This is a genomic window from Olivibacter domesticus (assembly GCF_900109575.1).
Lineage (GTDB): Bacteria > Bacteroidota > Bacteroidia > Sphingobacteriales > Sphingobacteriaceae > Olivibacter > Olivibacter domesticus.
Genome location: NZ_FOAF01000002.1, coordinates 406,054 through 425,665 on the forward strand (window position 1 = coordinate 406,054; position 19,612 = coordinate 425,665).

Here is a 19,612-nt window from a genome sequence, read left to right on the forward strand (position 1 = left end):
ATATATGATCGTTGAGACCAACATCCGCGCAACGCACATGTTCCAGTTAATCGCTAAATGGATAATTATTTACCTACTTGTTGCAACAATAGTATGTATAGGATATATTGAATTGGGCTGGCATATTGCCATTCCTGAAACGGAGATAGCGATTGTTGGTACCGCACTTTCTATTCTCATGGGTTTTAGGGTGGATGCGGCATATAAACGCTGGTGGGAAGCTCGCATCATATGGGGCGCCGTCGTTAATAATTCAAGGACTTTTGCCCGAGAGGTAATGGGGTTTGTCGGAAATCAGCATTATGACATTGGCAGAGAACTCATTTATAGGCAAATTGGTTTTGTGGAATCGATGGGGAAGCATCTGCGAAGACAGGGAGGAATAGAACATTTAAATAGGCTCTTATCTCAGGATGATTATGAGATCATCAAGACGAAAAAACATGTTCCCAATACACTCCTTATGATGAATCTAAAACAATTAGCTGATCTTAATACACAGGGAGAGCTGTCTACTTACTTATTGGTCCAATTAGAGACTATTATACAGAACTTAACGGACGAACTGGGAAAGGCTGAACGAATAAAGAATACTCCTTTTCCCGTTCCTTATGGTTATTTTTCCTGGCTGCTGGTACATACTTTCGCCTGTTTAATTCCCTTCGCCATGGTGAAAGAACTGGGATATCTCACCATCGTGCTTTCTATCGTTATCTCATTCATATTTCTAATTATTGAACAAATAGCTATTCAGATACAAGATCCTTTTGAAAACAGACCCAATGATACTCCTGTAACCACTATAGCTAAAAACATTGAGATAGATTTAAGGGAAATATTGGGTGAAATACCCCTGCCGGAACCGTTAAGACCAAAGGCTGGTGTAAGTATGTAGCAGACAAAAAAACGTCTACCAGTATAAAACTAAAGGTAGACGTTTCTATAAGAAAACTAGAAAAACTAAAAACTAAATAAATTCAGCGCGACCTTCGTGCTGCGAATTCTGTGAAACCAACTTCTTTAATTCACAATTCCCGGTAGCGCCTCGGTACAACAAAGCACTCCCTATAGCCACCTGGCCTAAGGCCAGTAAAGGTTTTTTCAGCAGTTCGCGTACGCCTTTGTAAATCATATAAGTTCCTGTACCAATTGAAATGACACGTTCCGAGAAATCCATATTTTGTGTCCGATCGTTTTCTATCAAAAGGTATTCTTTATTTCCAACATTTGCCATGATAAAATAATTACGTTTATCATATAACAAAGATTTTGCTATTAGGTTTTAAGTATTAGGGTACTAGTAGCAAGATATCAGACATAAGCAGCAAGATTAAGACGAAAACGTCAAAGATTCATCACTCATCATTCATCACTAGCTTTAAGCTCTTGCTCCGCACTAAAGTATATTAAACAGGCACAGATAAGTCAGGATTGAAGTCTTCATCATGTAAATGGCTTATCTGAGTTGCCTTCTCGTAATTAGTAGATTTTTTTGAAAAGAAATCGTGCTGTGTAGTTTCTAAATTTAAACCATTTAACACAATTGGATTCACCTCCTTCACTTCAAAAATTTCTTCAAAACCCAAGTTCATAAGTGCCTTATTGGCATTGTAACGAACATATTCCTTCACCTCTGCTGTAAGGCCTACATCGGTATAAATTTCTTCGGTATATTTCAGTTCGTTCTCATACAGCTGCATCAACAGATCAACCACATCATTCTTGGTCTTTTCTTTATTCGGAAGTTTTTTATAAACATCTTGTGCCAATAACCCAACAAAAACACCGTGAATGGATTCGTCTGCTACAATCTTCTTAATAATATCGGCACTGGCAACCATCTGACCTTGCCCTGCAAGCCATAGGGGAATAAAAAAGCCGCTGTAAAAAAGAAAGGATTCCAATAAAACAGAAGCCGCCAATGACATAAATAATTCTTCATTGCTTACCTTTTTCTTGTCTAATGAGCGATAGTACTGATCAATGGTAGCTGCCTTAAACTGCAAATACTTGTTACTTTGTACCCACTCAAATAACTCATTTATTTCGGGTGTACTTGCTACTGTTGTAAATATGGTTGAATAAGATTTTGCGTGTATTGCCTCCATCATACACATGTAAGAGAGTACTGCTTTACTTTGTAATCCGTCTATGTGATCTAACAGTTTAGGCATTCCGGTATGGCTCTGCAGTGTATCCAATAAGGTTAAACCTCCAAGGGCCTTTTTGTAAGTTTCCTGCATTTCAGGAGAAAGCTTTTTCCATACATCAATATCCTTTGACGGTATATATTCCGTATCTATCCAAAACTGCCTTATATTCTGTTCCCAGAACATTCCGACATATTCATTCTCCGGAGTATTCCAGTTTACTGCTTGATATTGATTCATTACTATTAGTTGTGAGTTATGAGTTATAAGTTGCCAGACTTAAATAACATGCAGTGACTGGCAACCGGATAACTTATTATTTTTATGAGTTATATTTTGCGTGTTACGAAACGTAAGAAATCAAAGACTGATAACTGGCAACTCGCAACAGGCAACTAGAAACTAAACTGAACAAGAAATACATTCGTCAATCGATGCTTTCCTAGTACGCGTATAGTAAAGTGATTTTAATCCCATTTTGTGGGCATAGATATAATATTTAGCTAAATCGCGTGTACCATCTTTAGTATTTGTATGTAAGATGGTTGATATACCTTGATCTACATGACGTTGAATGACCGAAATTAGACGTAATACGTTATTTTGGTTCATGTCGTAAGCTGATTTATAGTAAAAGTAATTATCATTGCTTAAGTAAGGCATTGGATAATAGGTAGTACTATCTCCATATTCACGTACTTCAATAGTATCGACTACCGGCATAATCGAAGCCGTAGCATTCATAATATAAGAAGTAGATTGATTTGGAGCAATGGCCATACGATAAGCGTGATACAAACCATGTTCCTTCACTTGTTGCTTCAATTGTTCCCACGCAGCTTTATCAGGAATTTCTATCCCTTCGAAGAGTTCTTTTATTCTATCCGTTACCGGTTGGTAGTTTTCAGCAGTATATTTATCAAAATAGACACCACTTGCATAGTCCGATTCTTCAAAACCTTTAAATGTCACACCCCTTTCTTTAGCTATTTCCATAGAACATTCAAGGGAATAAAAATTAACCATCATAAAAAAGACATTACAGAAATCCAAGGCCTCCTTGCTTTCATACATAATGAAATTTTTAGCTAGATAACCGTGAAGATTCATCGCTCCCAATCCAACACTATGCAATTCCCTATTAGCTTTTTGTATGGTAGGCACCATTTTTATATCTGTTATGTCAGATACAATTGTTAAAGAACGCATAGCTGTTTTAACAACCTCCTTAATGCGCTTGTTATCCATTGTGGTAGCAATGTTCAATGAACCTAAGTTGCAGGATATACCGTAACGAATAGTATCATCTTCATGATATGAATTCATATCCGAAACTTCAGACAGCTGCATAATTTCCGTGCAAAGATTGGAGAATTTAACGGAACCGATACCGTTTAAAGCATGCCCTTTATTAGCATTATCTTTAAAGAATAAATATGGATAGCCACTTTCTTTTTGTGTTTGAGCAATTTTTATTAATAAGTGACGCGCATTTATTTTACGTTTCTTGACTTTAGGATTACTCACTAACTCGTCGTACATTTTAACCATGTCCATCTCATCAAGATATTTACCATACTCCTGGAATACCGTGTGTGGATAGAACAGATAACAAACCTCGTCATCCGCTGCAATCTGCATAAATTTATCCGGAATGACGACACCAATGGAAAGTGATTTTATGCGCAGCTTTTCGTCGACATTAATTTTTTTACAATCCAAAAACTCTTCGATATCATTATGAAAAATATTTAGATATACCGCTCCAGCCCCCGGTCTTTGCCCCAGCTGATTAGCATAAGAGAACGTATCTTCCAATATCTTCATTACCGGAAGCACGCCGCTCGACCTACCTTCAACACCTTTGATAGCTTCTCCCCTAGCACGTACTTTTGAAATATTAAAAGATACACCTCCTCCGATTGAAGATAGCTTCATCGCTTCGTCTACCGCATAGCTGATACCACTTAAACTATCACCAATCTCGTCGAGAAAACATGAGACCAGTTCGCCCGAACGCAATTTTCCTGCATTTAGGAAAGTCGGCGTAGCAGGTTGATACTCTTGATTGATTAAAATTTCAGCGTATTCCAATGCCTGTTTTAGATCGCCTCTTGCTAGGTAAAGAGACACACACACTACACGATCTTCGTACCGTTCCAGAAATTTTTCACCACTATCATCCCTCAGGGCATAGCTTTGAAAAAATTTGAAGGCACTCATAAAAGAAGAGAATCTAAATTTACGTGCATAAACAAAATCATATACTTCTTTCATTTGCTCAAAAGAGTAATGCTCGTAAAAATTGATGTAATATCTATTTTCTATTAAGTAATCAATTTTTTCTTTCAAGGTATAGAAGAATACCGTATTCTTATTTACATAATCCAGAAAATATGACCTAACTGCTTCTTTATCTTTATGAAGACGGAATTCATCTTCATCCTTGGTCATGATTTCGTTATTGAGCAATATCCACTTCTTCGCAATGGAGGGATTTTTCGTTACTGTGGTATTCATGGTATTCATTTATCTTGTTAATAAATTGCCGAACATCGCTCATACTGCCCGATAGTTCAAACTTAAATAGTAAAGGAAGTTGATAAAGATTTGCGATAGTATCAGCAGCCTTACCAAAATTTTGACCCCAATTTCTGTTTCCGCTTGCAGATACTGTTTTGATAAGTTCATGATTATGCTGCATAAATTTATCAGTGCTTGATGGAATTTCTCCTTTCCCGGTAGTGAAGGTTATCAGATGCCCTGGATTGGCGATAGACATATCTTCGCTAATACGGCGAATACACCATCCTGTCGCTATTTCCAGCTTATCTGCAAATCGTGCAACATTACCCGTTTTACTATCATAGTAGATCCAATCTTGCATAATTAGCCGGATGTTTAGGCATTCTGCAAACCGCTAATCATTAAAAGTTCCTCGGGTTTGAACCCAATTACCCGCTTCACCTCTTCATTTCCTTTTGTTACAATCACAGTAGGCACTGTTCTTATCCTAAATTGCATAGCTACTTCAGGATTTTCAAAAGGATTGATCTTTTCATAATCTACACCCTTATTATCCAAAAATTCTGACACCATATTGCATGGCGCACAATTATCTTTCTCAAATTTTATCACTCTTATCATAGCTTTTTATTTTTATTATTTATAGAGGTGTAAATGCAAAGGTGCACCATAGTATTTAGATACGATGTAAATAATTTTCAACAATGGTGGATTAATCCACATTTATAAAATAAAAGGAAATTGGTATGGTTTTTATATTGACTGACAATGCGATGACAAGTAACCCATTACTCGAATTTACAGATAGGCTAATAAGTTAATAATGAATCCTATTCAAGATTTTTATGAAATAACTGTTCAATTGATTAACTCGCTTTGACCGGACGCCATCGGGCAAGCAAGTGGTTTGGATTAAATGTCCGCTGCTTATCTAACAACTCGTAACCGGCAACTCACAACTAATAATTAACCGGCTAAACAATCGTCACTTTCACTCCCCTACTTTCCAGTTCTTTTAGCATATGTGCAGGAATACCTTGATCGGTAATAACCTCATCGATTTCATCTAGACCACAAATTCTGCCAAAACCCCGTTTACCAAATTTTGTAGAATCTACCAGTATGATTGTTTTTTGAGAAACCTCAATCATTTTTCTATTAAGATGTGCCTCCAAACCATTGGTAGTAGTTAGTCCAAAATCGGGATCAATCCCATCAACACCTAGAAATAATTTACTACAGAAAAAATCGTCTAAAATTTTTTCGGCATAAGGCCCGGCCACAGAAGCAGAAGTAGAACGCATCATACCTCCCAGTTGCAAGATCTCCACATTGGCGTGTCTATTTAATTCAATTGCCACATTTAATGCGGAGGTGACCACCGTCAAATTCCCAATCGGATGTATATGTCTGGCCATTGCAAGCACAGTAGTTCCAGAGGCAATGATGATGGAGTCATCTGCCTCTACCAACTTCGCAGCAGTCTCTGCAATCAAGGCTTTTTCTTCCGACTGCATTTTTTCTTTTTCAATAACCGATCGATCGCTTGTATACGGGTTATTAAGCGTCGCTCCACCATGTGTTCTAAAAAGCATTTGCCTTTCTTCTAACACTTTTAGATCTTTTCTAATAGTAACAGAAGAGACGTCTAATTCTTTTCCCAATTCAAGCACATTGATCGAACCCTTTTCTTGAAGTTGCTTTAAGATATACTGATGCCTTTCTACGCTATTCATAGTGTTTTTTTGTAGCTAAATTAGGCTTTTTCCTTCAAAAACAAGTTACTTTTTTATTGTTTCGTTTTATTTCGAATTAATTTCAATAAATTATTTTTGATTTCTAATTTAGATCCTTTAACTTTGCTTTATAACATCACCTCAAAGTGATACACATATGCAAAATACCGCTAACAAGAACCATTATTCACTGAACCGCGATTTAAATATTGACGAAATAACCCAAATCGATCGTTGGGATATTGCCATTATAGGGGGTGGAGCAACCGGACTAGGCATTGCAGTAGACGCGGCCAGTAGAGGATACAAAACCTTATTAGTAGAACAATCAGATTTCGCAAAGGGTACATCCAGCAGAAGCACAAAATTAGTACATGGAGGAGTGCGGTATCTTGCACAAGGAGATATAAAGCTTGTATACAGCGCATTAAAGGAACGGGGTATCCTTTTTAAAAATGCACCGCACCTAGCGCACGTTCAAAGTTTCATTATACCTTGCTATACTTTATTCGCCAAACTGAAATTTCTAATAGGTTTGAAAATATATGATTGGATGGCTGGCAAATATCGCATTGGTAAATCTTCCTTGCTATCCAAAGAACGCGTATCAAACTTAATACCCGAAGTAAGGCAATCTCAACTGAAAGGGGGCATAGAATACTTTGATGGGCAATTTGATGATGCACGATTAGCAATTAATCTTGCGCAAACAGCTAGTCAATATGGCGCTACCCTATTAAATTATGCAAAAGTTACGGCGCTAAAAAAAGACAATAACGGAAAAATAAAAGGATTTACGTTCGTTGACAAGGAAAGTAACGAATCGTATACTATTCATGCAAAGACTGTCATCAATGCCACTGGTGTATTTGTAGATGAAATCTTAACACTTGCACATCCTAATCATAAACCCATGGTTCGACCAAGTCAGGGTGTCCACATAGTGGTAGAACGTTCTTTCCTTGGAGGCAAAAGCGCTCTCATGATTCCCGAAACAAGTGATGGCCGCGTACTTTTTGGTGTGCCCTGGCATAGCCACCTTGTATTAGGCACGACAGATACTCCCCTCAATGAGCACAGTTTAGAACCACGTGCACTCGACACGGAAATTGATTTTATTTTAAACACTGCAGGTGAATATCTAAACAGGAAACCAACAAGGAATGATGCCTTAAGTATCTTTGCCGGACTTAGGCCGCTGGCAGCGCCTACCGACGATAAAGAAAGCACCAAAGAAATTTCGCGCGACCATAAATTGATTGTAAGCGATGAAGATCTTATCACCATTACGGGAGGAAAGTGGACGACCTATCGAAAAATGGCAGAAGAAACGGTAAATCAAGCCATCAAAACAGGGCAACTTCCCCCTGCTCCCTGTAAAACAGTCAATATAAAAATACACGGGGCAGAGAATCAAACAGCGCAAGGCCATTGGGCTGTTTACGGGTCAGACGCGGAGCCTATCAAATCGCTCATTATTGACGACGATCGTTTAGCACAGCAATTACATCCACGACATGCACATATAGGTGCAGAAGTAGTTTGGGCTGTTCGACATGAAATGGCCAGAACGGTGGAGGATGTTTTAGCCAGAAGAATGCGCATACTTTTCTTGGATGCTCGTGCAGCTATAGAAATGGCACCAAAAGTTGCGCAATTAATGTCTGACGAACTTCATAAAGACGATTCATGGATTCGCCAACAAATTGCCAGCTTCAATGATTTAGCCAATGGTTATCTAGCGGAACCTTTTTACTCAAAAACAACCGATTCATAATGTTATAAATTTTCTTTGCTAACTTACAAACCTGAAATTTATATGACTGATAAGAAATATATACTTGCATTAGACCAAGGAACAACTAGTTCAAGAGCTATTATTTTTGATCGTGCTGGACAAATCATCTCCGTTGGCCAAAAAGAATTTAACCAGATTTATCCTAAATCTGGCTGGGTAGAACATGATCCGCGTGAAATATGGTCATCTCAAATCGCCGTAGTGGCAGAAGCCTTGGTGAAAGCCGACATTAAATCTGCCGATATTGCTGCGATTGGAATAACAAACCAACGGGAAACAACTATCGTATGGGACCGGGAAACAGGACGACCAATTCATAACGCAATTGTATGGCAAGATAGGAGAACAGCATCTTATTGCGACGAATTAAAGGCAAAAGGCTACGATGAAAAAATCAAAGAGAAAACGGGGTTATTGATAGACTCCTATTTTTCTGCCACAAAAATACGTTGGATATTAAAGAATGTAGAAGGTGCAAAAAAGAAAGCAGAAGAGGGTAACCTTTTATTTGGAACAGTAGACACTTGGCTAATCTATAACCTTACGGATAAAGAAAAGCATGTCACGGATGTAACGAACGCTTCTCGCACTATGCTGTTTAATATTAATAACATGCAATGGGATGAAGAGTTATTAGCATTATTTGAGATCCCTAAAAGCATGCTTCCCGAAGTAAAAACTTCCAGTGAAGTATATGGTGAAACGGCTGGCAAAATATTGACCGATAAAATACCAATTGCAGGCATTGCGGGCGACCAACAGGCGGCACTTTTTGGTCAATTATGCATAAATCCCGGCATGGTAAAAAACACCTACGGTACAGGATGTTTCATGCTTATGAATATAGGAAATAAACCTATCGTTTCTAAAAACAAGCTTGTTACGACCGTAGCTTGGCAAATTGGCAAAGAAGTGACCTATGCTCTTGAAGGCAGTATCTTCATCGCTGGAGCCATTGTGCAATGGTTGCGGGATGGCTTAGGAATCATTAAATCATCTGAGGAAGTAGAAGCATTAGCAAACAAGGTAACAGATACAGATGGCGTTTATTTGGTTCCTGCATTTGCCGGCCTGGGGGCACCTCATTGGGACTCTTATGCGCGCGGAACAATAGTAGGTTTAACTAGGGGAAGTAATGCCTCACATATCGCTCGAGCAGCACTAGAAGGAATTGCATTTCAAACAGTTGATATCCTCAAAGCGATGGAAGCAGATGCCGGAAAGGAAATAAAAGAACTGCGTGTTGATGGCGGCGCCACTAACAACAATTTATTAATGCAATTCCAATCAGACATTTTACAGGCCAAGGTTGTCAGGCCCAAGATTACAGAAACCACCGCTATTGGCGCTGCGTATCTGGCTGGCTTGGCAGTGGGCTATTGGAAGGATATGGACGACTTAAAAGGTCAATGGCAGATTGATAGAACATTCGACCCAGATAGTAAAATGGATGTAAAAAAGCATCTAAAAAATTGGCATCATGCTGTAGAAGCAGCAAGAGCTTGGGCCAAACTTGAATCAAAAAATGATGAATAAAGCGAAAAGTAGAGAGCGAAAAGCTTAAAGCTTTTCATCATGACATTCGTCTCCCCGAGCGGAATTGAAGCGTCTCTTGAAATATTTCGACATCAATGTGTTAAGCTTATTCTGACAACCCAATAACAAACAAAAAATAACCAATAACAGATAACAAACAACCAGTAACTAATAAAGAATAACCAAATTATGACACCTTTTATAGCAGAATTTCTCGGCACCCTTATTTTAATACTTTTAGGCGGCGGTGTTGTTGCCAATGTGTTGTTAAAAGGCACTAATGGGAATAATGGCGGATGGATTGTTATTACCACCGGCTGGGCACTGGCCGTTTTTACCGGGGTGGTAATCGCCGGCCCCTACAGTGGTGCTCACCTAAATCCAGCCGTAACATTAGCAATGGTCCTCACGGGGAGCCTAGGCTATCAAGATGCACTGCTATATGTAATAGCCCAAATCGGAGGGGCTATGAGCGGTGCCTTTTTGGTATGGCTAATGTATAAAGATCATTTTGATGAGACGGAAGATCCAGGATTGAAACAGGCTGTGTTTTGTACGTCGCCAGCTATTCGTAATCTACCCATTAATTTGATCAGTGAAATCATTGGCACTTTTGTGTTAATTTTGGCTGTTTTCTTTTTTACAGATGGCGAAATAGCCATCGAGCAGACGAAAACACCTATCGGACTAGGTTCTATTGGAGCCATCCCAGTAGCTTTTGTGGTTTGGGTAATCGGCTTATCCCTTGGAGGAACCACCGGATATGCTATTAATCCGGCACGGGATCTTGGTCCTCGAATGATGCATGCCATACTTCCAATTAAAAACAAAGCGTCTTTCAATGCCAGCTATGCTTGGGTGCCGGTAGTTGGCCCTTTAATAGGATCAGCTATTGCTTGTCTAATTTATATAATGCTTGCTTGATGGTCAGAAAAATCAGAAAGAAAACGTAAAAATATTTTACGAGAACAAATACTTTTAATTTTTAACCAATTATCCTGCTTTAGGCCCTCCCTATTAATGCAGACATTATATTAACAATTTCTTAATACCATATTAACCATTTACAAACCTAACTGCACTAACATTGCAGCTTTCATTTTGATGCTAAAAAACAACAAACGCATCACAGCTTAACTTAAATGAAATATTATGAAAAAAACTGAAACTAAACCGAGGTATCATGGCTCATATGTGTACCTCTTAATTGCCAAGCTAATACTGTTATCGCCAATGGCGTATGCTCAGGAACGATTGAGCGTAAGCGGAACAGTTGTCTCTGCGGAAGACAAAGCCCCATTGCCAGGTGTATCCATTAGTTCCGCAGAAAAAACGCTTGGTATTACCGATGGTGATGGCCATTTCAGCGTTAACATCGCTCCTCAGTCGAAACTGAGCTTCCGATATGTAGGATATAAATACTTTGAAACAACGATAAATCAGGCGACAGCAAATTTAACTATACGTTTGGAATCGGCCAGCACCATGCTGGAAGACGTTGTTGTAGTAGGCTATGGCACACAAAAGAAAGAAAATCTTACAGGAGCGCTCAGCACACTCAACATGAAAGAGAAGGAAGGCTCGCCAACGACCAATCTAAGTAATGCTTTAGCAGGAATGCCCGGTATGTTTGTTCAATTAGGGCAAAGTCAACCTGGCGTAGATCGATCTCAGATCAGAATTAGGGGCATGGGTACATTAAGTGGGAACAATCCGTTGGTCTTAGTAAATGGCATCGAATACTCAATGGACGAATTAAACCCCGATGACGTTGAAACCGTAACGGTGTTAAAAGACGCATCTGCTGCTATCTACGGATCAAGAGCTGCTAACGGCGTCATACTGGTTACGACTAAAAAAGGTGCTGGTGTTTCACAGGTGAACTATAACTACTATAATGGTATCCAAAACCCGACAACTATGCCTGATGTTATATGGGATCCTATCCAATACATGCGTTTGAAGAATCAGGCACTAGCCAATCAAGGTACCCAACTTCCTAATTATAGTGATGAAGAAATTGCAGAATACGAGGCCGGTATGAAGACAGACCCCTATACTTACCCGTCAAATAACTGGTTTGATATCGCTCTTAAAAACGGTAATATCCAAAAACATAATTTAAGTTTTGGGGGCAGTTCAGACAATTACCAGTATCGTCTTTCGCTTGGTTATCTCGACCGTAACGGTATTATCATTGGTCCGTCCGACAAAGAAAAAAAATATTCTTTAGGATTTAATGCATCCTTAAATGTTTCAAAGAGACTAAAAGTTGGCGCATCTATTGATGGCTACTATAGACACTATGATTATCCTTTTTACGGAAAAAATTTCTTCCAATATTTGAGTAGATCCCTACCTATCTTAACCGATACGCTTGCCGATGGTCGTTATGGAAATTCCTGGTTAAGAACTCCCGGACGCAACAATTGGGAGAATCCAAGAATGATTGCCGAAACTGGAAATTATAGAAAAATTGTGCAACGATTTTTAGCGTCTGTGTTTGGTGAATATAAATTGCCTTGGGATATTACCTACAATGTAAGGTTCGGGGCTGATAAATACGATGGACTCCTATCAGGATTTACGCCGCAAGTACAACATTTTAACCCAAAAACATTAGTTCCTATTAATTGGAATAGCCCTGCTACAGCGCCTAGATCCAATAAGGCAGATGATAACGTCTTAAATATCCACTTTTATAACACGGTCGACTGGAAAAAACAGTTTGAAGAAAAACATAACGTAGCGTTAATGATTGGTTCGAGTTACGACAAATTTTCCAACAACTTTTTTGATGCAGAAATGGTTGGATACCTCGACGAAACCCTAACAGCATTGGATGCAGGCACGATTCGGAATGCCATCTCTGGACACCTTGAAGAGGATGTGCTTATTTCTTATTTTGGACGGGCCAATTATGATTACAAAGGCAAATATCTATTGGAAGCTACCTTTCGGTACGATGGTTCTTCGAGATTTGCCAAGGGGCATCGCTGGGGATTTTTCCCATCCATATCGGCCGGGTGGCGAATAGATCAAGAATCTTTCTTTCAATCTGAAGTTATCAACCTGATGAAATTACGGGCGTCAGTAGGCCGTCTTGGTAATCAAGCAGTAGATTTGTATAGCTATGAGAATAGTATCGCCTTAGGGCAGAATTACAGTTTCGGGGGCATAAATGGACTATTAGCCTCTGGAGCTGCGGCGAACGCCTATGCCGATCCGCTGACATCTTGGGAAACAACTACGACTTATAATGCCGGTCTAGATTTTGAGCTACTACAAAGTAAAATCAATGTAACAGCAGATTTTTATAAAAAAAGAACAACTGGTATTCTAAGAACGGTTAACCTGCCTTCTCAAGTAGGTGGTTTGGCAGGACCAAAACGAAATGTAGGTACAGTAGATAACTCAGGGCTCGAATTGGTCGCTCAGTATCGAAATAAGATCGGTGAAGTTAACTACGGCATACAAGGCAACGTATCCTATAACAAGAATAAAGTAATTGACCTGGGTGGTCAGATATTGTACAATTTTGAAACTAATTTATCCACTATCACCAAAGAAGGTCTCCCGATCAATGCGCATTACTTACTACAATCAGACGGTTTTTTCCAGAATCAGGAAGAAATTGACAACCATGCTTTTCAAAGCAATGCTACACGTCCCGGTTACATTCGCTATAAGGACATAAACGGTGATAATATCATTAATGGGGAGGACCGGGTAGCAATAAGTGAATCTTCCTCTATACCAAAATACACCTATGGCTTCGGATTTAATGTCGCATATAAAGGATTCGAACTGAAAGCCGCGTTTCAGGGTATAGGTGGCATCAAAATTTATCCAACTGCAAACCTAGCATATCCCTTTAATAACGGTGCAGGGGCTACAACTGAGTGGTTGACAGACGCCTGGACACCTGAAAACCCAAATGCGAAACTACCTATTGTAACTGAAAGCACCGGAAATAAGGATAACTTTTTACAATCGGATTTCTGGCTGAGAAGTGGTTCTTACTTGCGTTTAAAAAGCCTTCAGTTGGCCTATTTAGTTCCGCAGGCATGGACATCAAAAATTAAGATCGCGCGGCTTTCTGTGTTTGTGAATGCTGAAAATTACCTTACATTCTCAAAATATAAAGGATTTGATCCGGAGACTATTATCGATGCCAATTCGCTATATCATTATCCTATGCTAAAAACCATTAGTGGAGGGGTCAACGTAACCTTCTAGCACATTATTTTACATTCATAAAAATTTGAAATATGAAACGAATTTATATAATCGCCACTTTCTGTTCCATGCTTTTATTAGGTAGTTGTAACCCTGATCTGCTGGACACAGCGCCCGATAATAAATATACTGAAAGCAATTTTTGGAAAACAGAAGCTGCTGCCAATGCTGCGCTCACTGGAATTTATGCCACTTTAAAGGGAGATGGTTTATATGGAGGTGAGGCTACCCCACTATGGGAAGAGGGGGCATCGCCTAATGCTTTTTGTTATAGTGCTGGAACACAGGGTTTCGATGCTATTGGTAGAGGTCAACAATCAGCAAGTACCGGAGCTGTGATCAGCGCTAGATGGAAACAAGCTTACCAAGGGATTGGCAGGGCCAATACATTTTTGGCACGTATAGGAGAAGTAGGCTTAACACAGGAGGTACAGAGTAGAATGGAGGGAGAGGCTTACTTTTTAAGAGCATTTTATTATTTTACGCTGGCGACCTATTACGGCGGTGCACCGATTATTTTAGACGCGCCAGACCCTGACTCTCAAAAAGATTTACCGAGAAATAGTCGAGAGGAAGTCATACAACAAGTACTAACAGACATTGATCTTGCTGCAGAAAAACTTCCGGTGAAATATACCGGTGCAGATGTTGGTAGAGCAACCAAAGGGGCGGCACTTGCGTTGAAAGCCCGCGCACTTTTATACGAAGCAAGTCCGCTATTAAACACAGATAATAATATCGAAAAATGGCAAACTGCCTCTATTGCTGCTAAAGCCGTGATCGATTTAGCTGCCGAGGCAGGATACGCCCTTTTTGACAATTACAGAAATCTTTTCTTACCGGAAAATGAGAACAATCGAGAGGTTATTTTCGATGTTCAATTTTTATTTCCGGATGCAGGAAGTTCCTTTGATCTAATCAATAGTCAATATAATTCAAATGCACCGTTACAAGGTTTGGCAAATGCATATGAGATGAAGAACGGGTTAGCAATAAACGATCCAAATGCTGGCTACGACCCTGAAAAGCCCTATGAGAACCGCGATCCACGATTGTATGCAACCATTGTCTTTCCCGGCGACACCTTTAAAGGAAAAGCCGTTACACCAAGCACATTTGCTCAAACGGGTTATGCTATGAAAAAATATTCCATATATGATAAAGAAACACCTCCTTCTGATAAGGCAGATTTAAAGTCCGGTCAATCTGAAACTAACTTCATTATATTTAGATATGCTGATGTGTTATTGATGTATGTGGAAGCACTAAACGAATCCAGCCCCGGACACGCCGACATATTGAATTATATTAACCAAGTACGAGCTCGCGTAGACATGCCAAATATTGCAGCTGGTTTAGGGCAAGAAGCTATGAGAGAAACCATCAGAAAAGAACGACGGGTTGAGTTCGCCGGAGAAGCACTTTACTACAATGATGTGAGACGTTGGAAAACGGCAGAATCTGTTATGAATGCACCAATAGAGAATTGGAAAAATCAAATTCTTGAAACACGAAAATTCGATGCGAAACGTGATTATTGGTGGCCAATTCCTCAAGCAGAATTAGATTTAAACCCCAATCTTGAACAAAACCCCAACTATTAATTTAATAAAATAATATCAAAATCTTAACAATAGCGATTAAGCAATTACCCGTGTTTTACTTGAATATTTGTAATTTGCTTAATCGTTTTTAAACAACATAATAAAAAAATAATGAAAAAACATCCGTTCTTAATGACTGTAATTTGTTTATTTGCTCTTATGCAAACCACTTATGCTCAATTCAACAAAAATGTTGTTATCGCTCATCGAGGCGCTTGGAAGGTATCCAATCTACCGGAGAATTCGATCGCTTCTCTTAACCATGCTGTCTCTTTAGGCTGTTATGGTTCTGAATTTGATGTGTACTTAACTAAAGATGACATCCTAGTGGTGAACCATAATAAAGATTTTTATGGCATTGACATCGAGACAGCAACTTACCAAGAGCTATTAGCTAAGAAACATCCAAATGGAGAGTCTATTCCGACAGCCGAAGCCTATCTTAAAGAAGGCTTAAAACAGAAAGGAACAAAACTTATCTTTGAATTAAAGCCGTCAAAACTGGGTAAGGAACGTGTGCTAAAAGCTGCTGAAATGTCCGTTGCACTCGTAAAAAAAGTTGGTGCTGAAAAGTGGGTTGACTACATTACGTTTGATAGAGATGCCGGAAAGCATCTTGCAAAACTTGCCCCTAATGCTGAAGTGGCCTACCTCAATGGCGATTTAACACCTGCTGAGGCCAAGGCTGATGGTTTTAAAGGAATCGATTACCACTTCAAAAAATTTGAAGAAAATCCAACTTGGATTAAAGATGCGCAGAAACTGGGTTTGACAGTAAATGTTTGGACGGTGAATGATGCGGAAAAAATGAAAAGTCTTTTAGACCAAAAGGTTGACTATATCACCACGAACGAACCGGAATTACTTTTTGACATATTGAATAAAAAATAACTGGTCATGATGCAGTTAATCGGTATGATAAGAAAAGCACTACTATTAGGGTGCTTTTCTTTCATCTTTATAACAAGTACTGCCCAGACCTATAAACCAATTGGGGGATGGAACCGTAACATCAATCAGCAACTGGAAAGCTTTCTGAATTCAACAACTATCATCAAAGAAAGAAAAGTTGCCGTATTTGATTGTGATGGAACGCTCTTTGGGCAGGCACCTTATTATCTTGCGGATGAAGCCATCTATGCATTTGCCAAAAAAACATATGCACATCATACTGACAGCCTATCTAAAGCTAAAATGGCCATTATTGAGGCCATGTTGCACGGTGATAATGTAGGGGTAAATTATGTTAAAAACCGAATTGCTTTTCTGGCCGGATTAACGCCAGATGAAGTGAAAACAATCGGAAAGAATTGCTTCCATGAAAAGTATCAAAAGAAATTCTATCCGGAGATGCGTGAACTATTAGCCAACTTACAACAATATGGTTTTGAAATTTGGGTGCTGTCTGCCTCTCCCGAATTACTTTATCAGCAGTTTGTCAAGGAAAATTTAGGTATCCCAGAAGACCGCATCTTAGGGGTTAAGTCGGTGATTAGTAATAACCAAGTGACTGATCAAATGGTTTACCCCATCCCCCAAGATGGCGGAAAAGCCGAAGCGATCCAAACCTTTATTAAAACACGTCCCCTATTTGTTGGAGGGAACAGCAGAGGCGACTTGGAGATGATGAATGAATCAGTTGGAATAAAGTTAATTGTCAATCCTGATGATGAAAAAGTAGAGCAAGGTGCTCATGCAGGTGCGATGAATGGCTACACTGTTAAACAATATTGGGATAAGCATGAAGGGCTGACCGTTTACTGCAATGATATCCCAGAAGGGAATAACCATTATATTACAAAAGAATGGAAAGTACCTGCGAATAAAAGCAACCCTATACAAAACCATTAAATAAAATAAATTATGAATCGTTTTAAGTTACGCTTACTAAGTTGTTTGCTGTTCTTGGCTTTCAACCAATCGTTCGCACAAGAAAGCAGCTGGGATAGCACTTATAGACCAGCCGTCTATCCGTTATTAGTGGAACAATTTAAGTCTTTCCCAAAAGCATCTTCTGATATTGTCTTTCTGGGGAATAGTATAACTGCCGGCACCGATTGGAATGAATTATTGCAACTTCCAACTGCTCGTAATCGAGGAATTTCAGGAGATATTACCTACGGTGTACTGGAACGTCTGGATGATGTTATTTCGGGCAAACCAAACAAGGTCTTTATTTTGATTGGGATCAACGATATATCCAAAAACATACCCGATGATATCATACTGAACAACTATACTAAGATTGTTGATCGTATTCAAGCAGCGTCACCTGCTACCAAGATATATTTTCAAACCCTTTTACCTGTTAACAGTTCCTTTGAAAAATTCAAAAATCACTATGGAAAAGATGAGCATATTCTTTACGTAAATGAAGGGATAAGAAAGCTCACTAAAGAGAAAAAAATACAGCTGATCGATCTGTATCCCCATTTCTTAGATCACGCAAAACACCTGAAAGCGGAGTTAACACATGATGGATTACATTTAAGAATGGCGGGTTATCAGGTTTGGGCGAAAATTTTAAAAGACGGAGGTTACCTATGAACAGGCTATTCAAAAAAAGCATCGTCTGCTTCATCACCTTACATTTCTTCCTCTCCGCTTCTAGTCAGGAAGCTGCCTACACGCCTCCCGCATTAACCGACTCCAATGCGTGGTCGATGATTCTTCTACCGGATCCACAAACGTATGTTAAGTTTAGCCGGAATCAACCGATTTGGGAGCTAATGACCAGCTGGGTTAGCGAAAATATTCAGCCTTTACACATAGAAATGGTACTATGTACAGGCGATTTAGTAGAACAAAATAATATCTTAATGCCTGTTGGACAAAACGGCAATCAAGCAAGTGCAAATCAATGGAGGTCTGTCGCCCGTGGATTTAGCAGGTTAGACGGCCAAGTACCTTATATTGCCGCAACGGGCAATCATGACTACGGCTTCAAAAGTGCAGAAAATCGTCAAACCAATTATAACCAGTATTTCCCTGCCGACAAGAACCCTAAATCGCAAGCCTTACTAAAAGAGGTTGGTTTAAACATCGATCAACAACCAAGCCTCACGAAATGCTGCTTACGAATTCATAGATCCTCACGGCATCAAATACCTTTTTATGGTATTAGAGTTTGCCCCACACGATGGAACGATTGCCTGGGCAAAGGAGGTGGTGAACAAACCTGCCTACGCCGAACATCGCGTGGTATTGTTGACGCACTCTTATTTAAATGCTAAAAATGAACATATAGAAACCGAAGGATACGAAGTGAAAAACCCCAATTATGGAAAAGCAATTTGGGAGAAACTAGTAAAGCCATCGAAAAATATTGTACTGGTTTTTTCTGGACATATTGGTGCACCCGACGATGAAAAAGCACATATCGCTTTCCGTACCGATACAAATGCCGCTGGCAAAAAGGTTCAGCAGATGACGTTTAATGCACAGGCCTTAGGTGGTGGCTGGCACGGCAATGGTGGAGATGGCTGGCTTAGAATCTTAGAATTCTTACCTGATGGAAAAACAATCAAAGTAAAAACATTTTCTCCCCTGTTTGCTATCTCCCCTGCTACTCAGCATTTAGCATGGAGAAGTAAAGATTATGATGATTTTACATTCCAGCTCGACTAACAAGGTTTTATCGTAAAATGCGAATAGATCGTTAAGCAACAAAAAAGTCTTCGACCGGGGAGATCGAAGACTTTTTAACTAACCAATTATAAACCTAAATTATGAATGACACAAAAATAGTGCATACAGAAAACACTATGAAAACTATTTATTTGAATTAACAATTCAATGACAAAATATGCCTAAAACAAATTATTCAGAAATAAACAAGTCCTGCGATCTGTGAATTGCAGGACTTGACAAACCCAATATAAACAAAAAACTATTTATAAGACGTTCCGAATCCTTATTCGTTACAACACAAAAACTATTTTAACATATTTTTAACATCAACTTAATCATATTACAATAATGTTCAACTAAAATTTATCCTCATTTTACTTATATTACGCTATT

General features: G+C 39.1%; 17 protein-coding genes. 11 read left to right on the plus strand and 6 right to left on the minus strand.

Annotated elements, in window-relative coordinates:
- Positions 1–4 precede the first annotated feature (4 nt).
- Complete coding sequence (locus BMY50_RS12335) at positions 5–895, plus strand: bestrophin family protein (protein ID WP_093324639.1); 891 nt, start codon at positions 5–7, stop codon at positions 893–895.
- Between the two features lie 72 nt (positions 896–967).
- Here the strand turns inward: BMY50_RS12335 and BMY50_RS12340 are convergent, their stop codons facing one another.
- The 6 genes from BMY50_RS12340 to BMY50_RS12365 form a co-directional block, all read right to left on the minus strand.
- Complete coding sequence (locus tag BMY50_RS12340; protein ID WP_093324641.1) at positions 968–1,234, minus strand: YgaP family membrane protein; 267 nt, start codon at positions 1,232–1,234, stop codon at positions 968–970.
- A gap of 172 nt (positions 1,235–1,406) precedes the next feature.
- Positions 1,407–2,390 (minus strand): class 1b ribonucleoside-diphosphate reductase subunit beta, encoded by a 984-nt coding sequence (nrdF, locus tag BMY50_RS12345; RefSeq protein WP_093324644.1) that lies wholly within the window; start codon positions 2,388–2,390, stop codon positions 1,407–1,409.
- Positions 2,391–2,552: 162 nt separating this feature from the next.
- The gene (gene nrdE, locus BMY50_RS12350) at positions 2,553–4,670 is read right to left on the minus strand and encodes a class 1b ribonucleoside-diphosphate reductase subunit alpha (protein WP_093324647.1); all 2,118 of its coding nucleotides are present in this window, start codon (positions 4,668–4,670) and stop codon (positions 2,553–2,555) included.
- Positions 4,612–5,037: a class Ib ribonucleoside-diphosphate reductase assembly flavoprotein NrdI gene (gene nrdI / locus BMY50_RS12355; protein ID WP_093324649.1), complete on the minus strand. Its 426-nt coding sequence runs from the start codon at positions 5,035–5,037 to the stop codon at positions 4,612–4,614. Before nrdI ends, nrdE begins: the two co-directional genes overlap by 59 nt.
- A gap of 14 nt (positions 5,038–5,051) precedes the next feature.
- Positions 5,052–5,297: a thioredoxin family protein gene (locus tag BMY50_RS12360; protein WP_093324652.1), complete on the minus strand. Its 246-nt coding sequence runs from the start codon at positions 5,295–5,297 to the stop codon at positions 5,052–5,054.
- Between the two features lie 353 nt (positions 5,298–5,650).
- Complete coding sequence (locus BMY50_RS12365) at positions 5,651–6,412, minus strand: DeoR/GlpR family DNA-binding transcription regulator (RefSeq protein ID WP_093324654.1); 762 nt, start codon at positions 6,410–6,412, stop codon at positions 5,651–5,653.
- A 157-nt stretch (positions 6,413–6,569) separates the two neighbouring features.
- Between BMY50_RS12365 and BMY50_RS12370 the strand changes: the two genes are divergently transcribed.
- The 10 genes from BMY50_RS12370 (at position 6,570) to BMY50_RS28460 (ending at position 19,216) form a co-directional block, all read left to right on the plus strand.
- The gene (locus tag BMY50_RS12370; protein ID WP_093324657.1) at positions 6,570–8,189 is read left to right on the plus strand and encodes a glycerol-3-phosphate dehydrogenase/oxidase; all 1,620 of its coding nucleotides are present in this window, start codon (positions 6,570–6,572) and stop codon (positions 8,187–8,189) included.
- Between the two features lie 42 nt (positions 8,190–8,231).
- Positions 8,232–9,746: a glycerol kinase GlpK gene (gene glpK, locus BMY50_RS12375; protein ID WP_093324659.1), complete on the plus strand. Its 1,515-nt coding sequence runs from the start codon at positions 8,232–8,234 to the stop codon at positions 9,744–9,746.
- Positions 9,747–9,935: 189 nt separating this feature from the next.
- Positions 9,936–10,670, plus strand: a complete 735-nt coding sequence (locus tag BMY50_RS12380) for an MIP/aquaporin family protein (RefSeq protein ID WP_093324661.1) — start codon at positions 9,936–9,938, stop codon at positions 10,668–10,670.
- A gap of 228 nt (positions 10,671–10,898) precedes the next feature.
- Positions 10,899–13,985 carry a SusC/RagA family TonB-linked outer membrane protein gene (locus tag BMY50_RS12385; protein WP_093324664.1) on the plus strand — a complete coding sequence of 1,029 codons (3,087 nt, stop codon included), beginning with the start codon at positions 10,899–10,901 and terminating at the stop codon, positions 13,983–13,985.
- 32 nt (positions 13,986–14,017) lie between these two features.
- Positions 14,018–15,589 carry a RagB/SusD family nutrient uptake outer membrane protein gene (locus BMY50_RS12390; protein ID WP_093324667.1) on the plus strand — a complete coding sequence of 524 codons (1,572 nt, stop codon included), beginning with the start codon at positions 14,018–14,020 and terminating at the stop codon, positions 15,587–15,589.
- A gap of 132 nt (positions 15,590–15,721) precedes the next feature.
- Entirely contained in the window at positions 15,722–16,480 is a 759-nt protein-coding gene (locus BMY50_RS12395; protein WP_317040841.1) for a glycerophosphodiester phosphodiesterase family protein, read from the plus strand.
- A 6-nt stretch (positions 16,481–16,486) separates the two neighbouring features.
- The gene (locus BMY50_RS12400) at positions 16,487–17,440 is read left to right on the plus strand and encodes an HAD family hydrolase (RefSeq protein WP_238383745.1); all 954 of its coding nucleotides are present in this window, start codon (positions 16,487–16,489) and stop codon (positions 17,438–17,440) included.
- A gap of 12 nt (positions 17,441–17,452) precedes the next feature.
- Positions 17,453–18,136, plus strand: a complete 684-nt coding sequence (locus tag BMY50_RS12405) for a GDSL-type esterase/lipase family protein (RefSeq protein ID WP_093324677.1) — start codon at positions 17,453–17,455, stop codon at positions 18,134–18,136.
- Positions 18,133–18,822 (plus strand): metallophosphoesterase, encoded by a 690-nt coding sequence (locus BMY50_RS28455; protein WP_238383746.1) that lies wholly within the window; start codon positions 18,133–18,135, stop codon positions 18,820–18,822. Before BMY50_RS12405 ends, BMY50_RS28455 begins: the two co-directional genes overlap by 4 nt.
- Positions 18,794–19,216 carry a metallophosphoesterase family protein gene (locus BMY50_RS28460; protein ID WP_238383747.1) on the plus strand — a complete coding sequence of 141 codons (423 nt, stop codon included), beginning with the start codon at positions 18,794–18,796 and terminating at the stop codon, positions 19,214–19,216. The genes BMY50_RS28455 and BMY50_RS28460 overlap by 29 nt, the downstream gene beginning before the upstream one ends.
- The last annotated feature ends 396 nt before the right edge of the window (positions 19,217–19,612 follow it).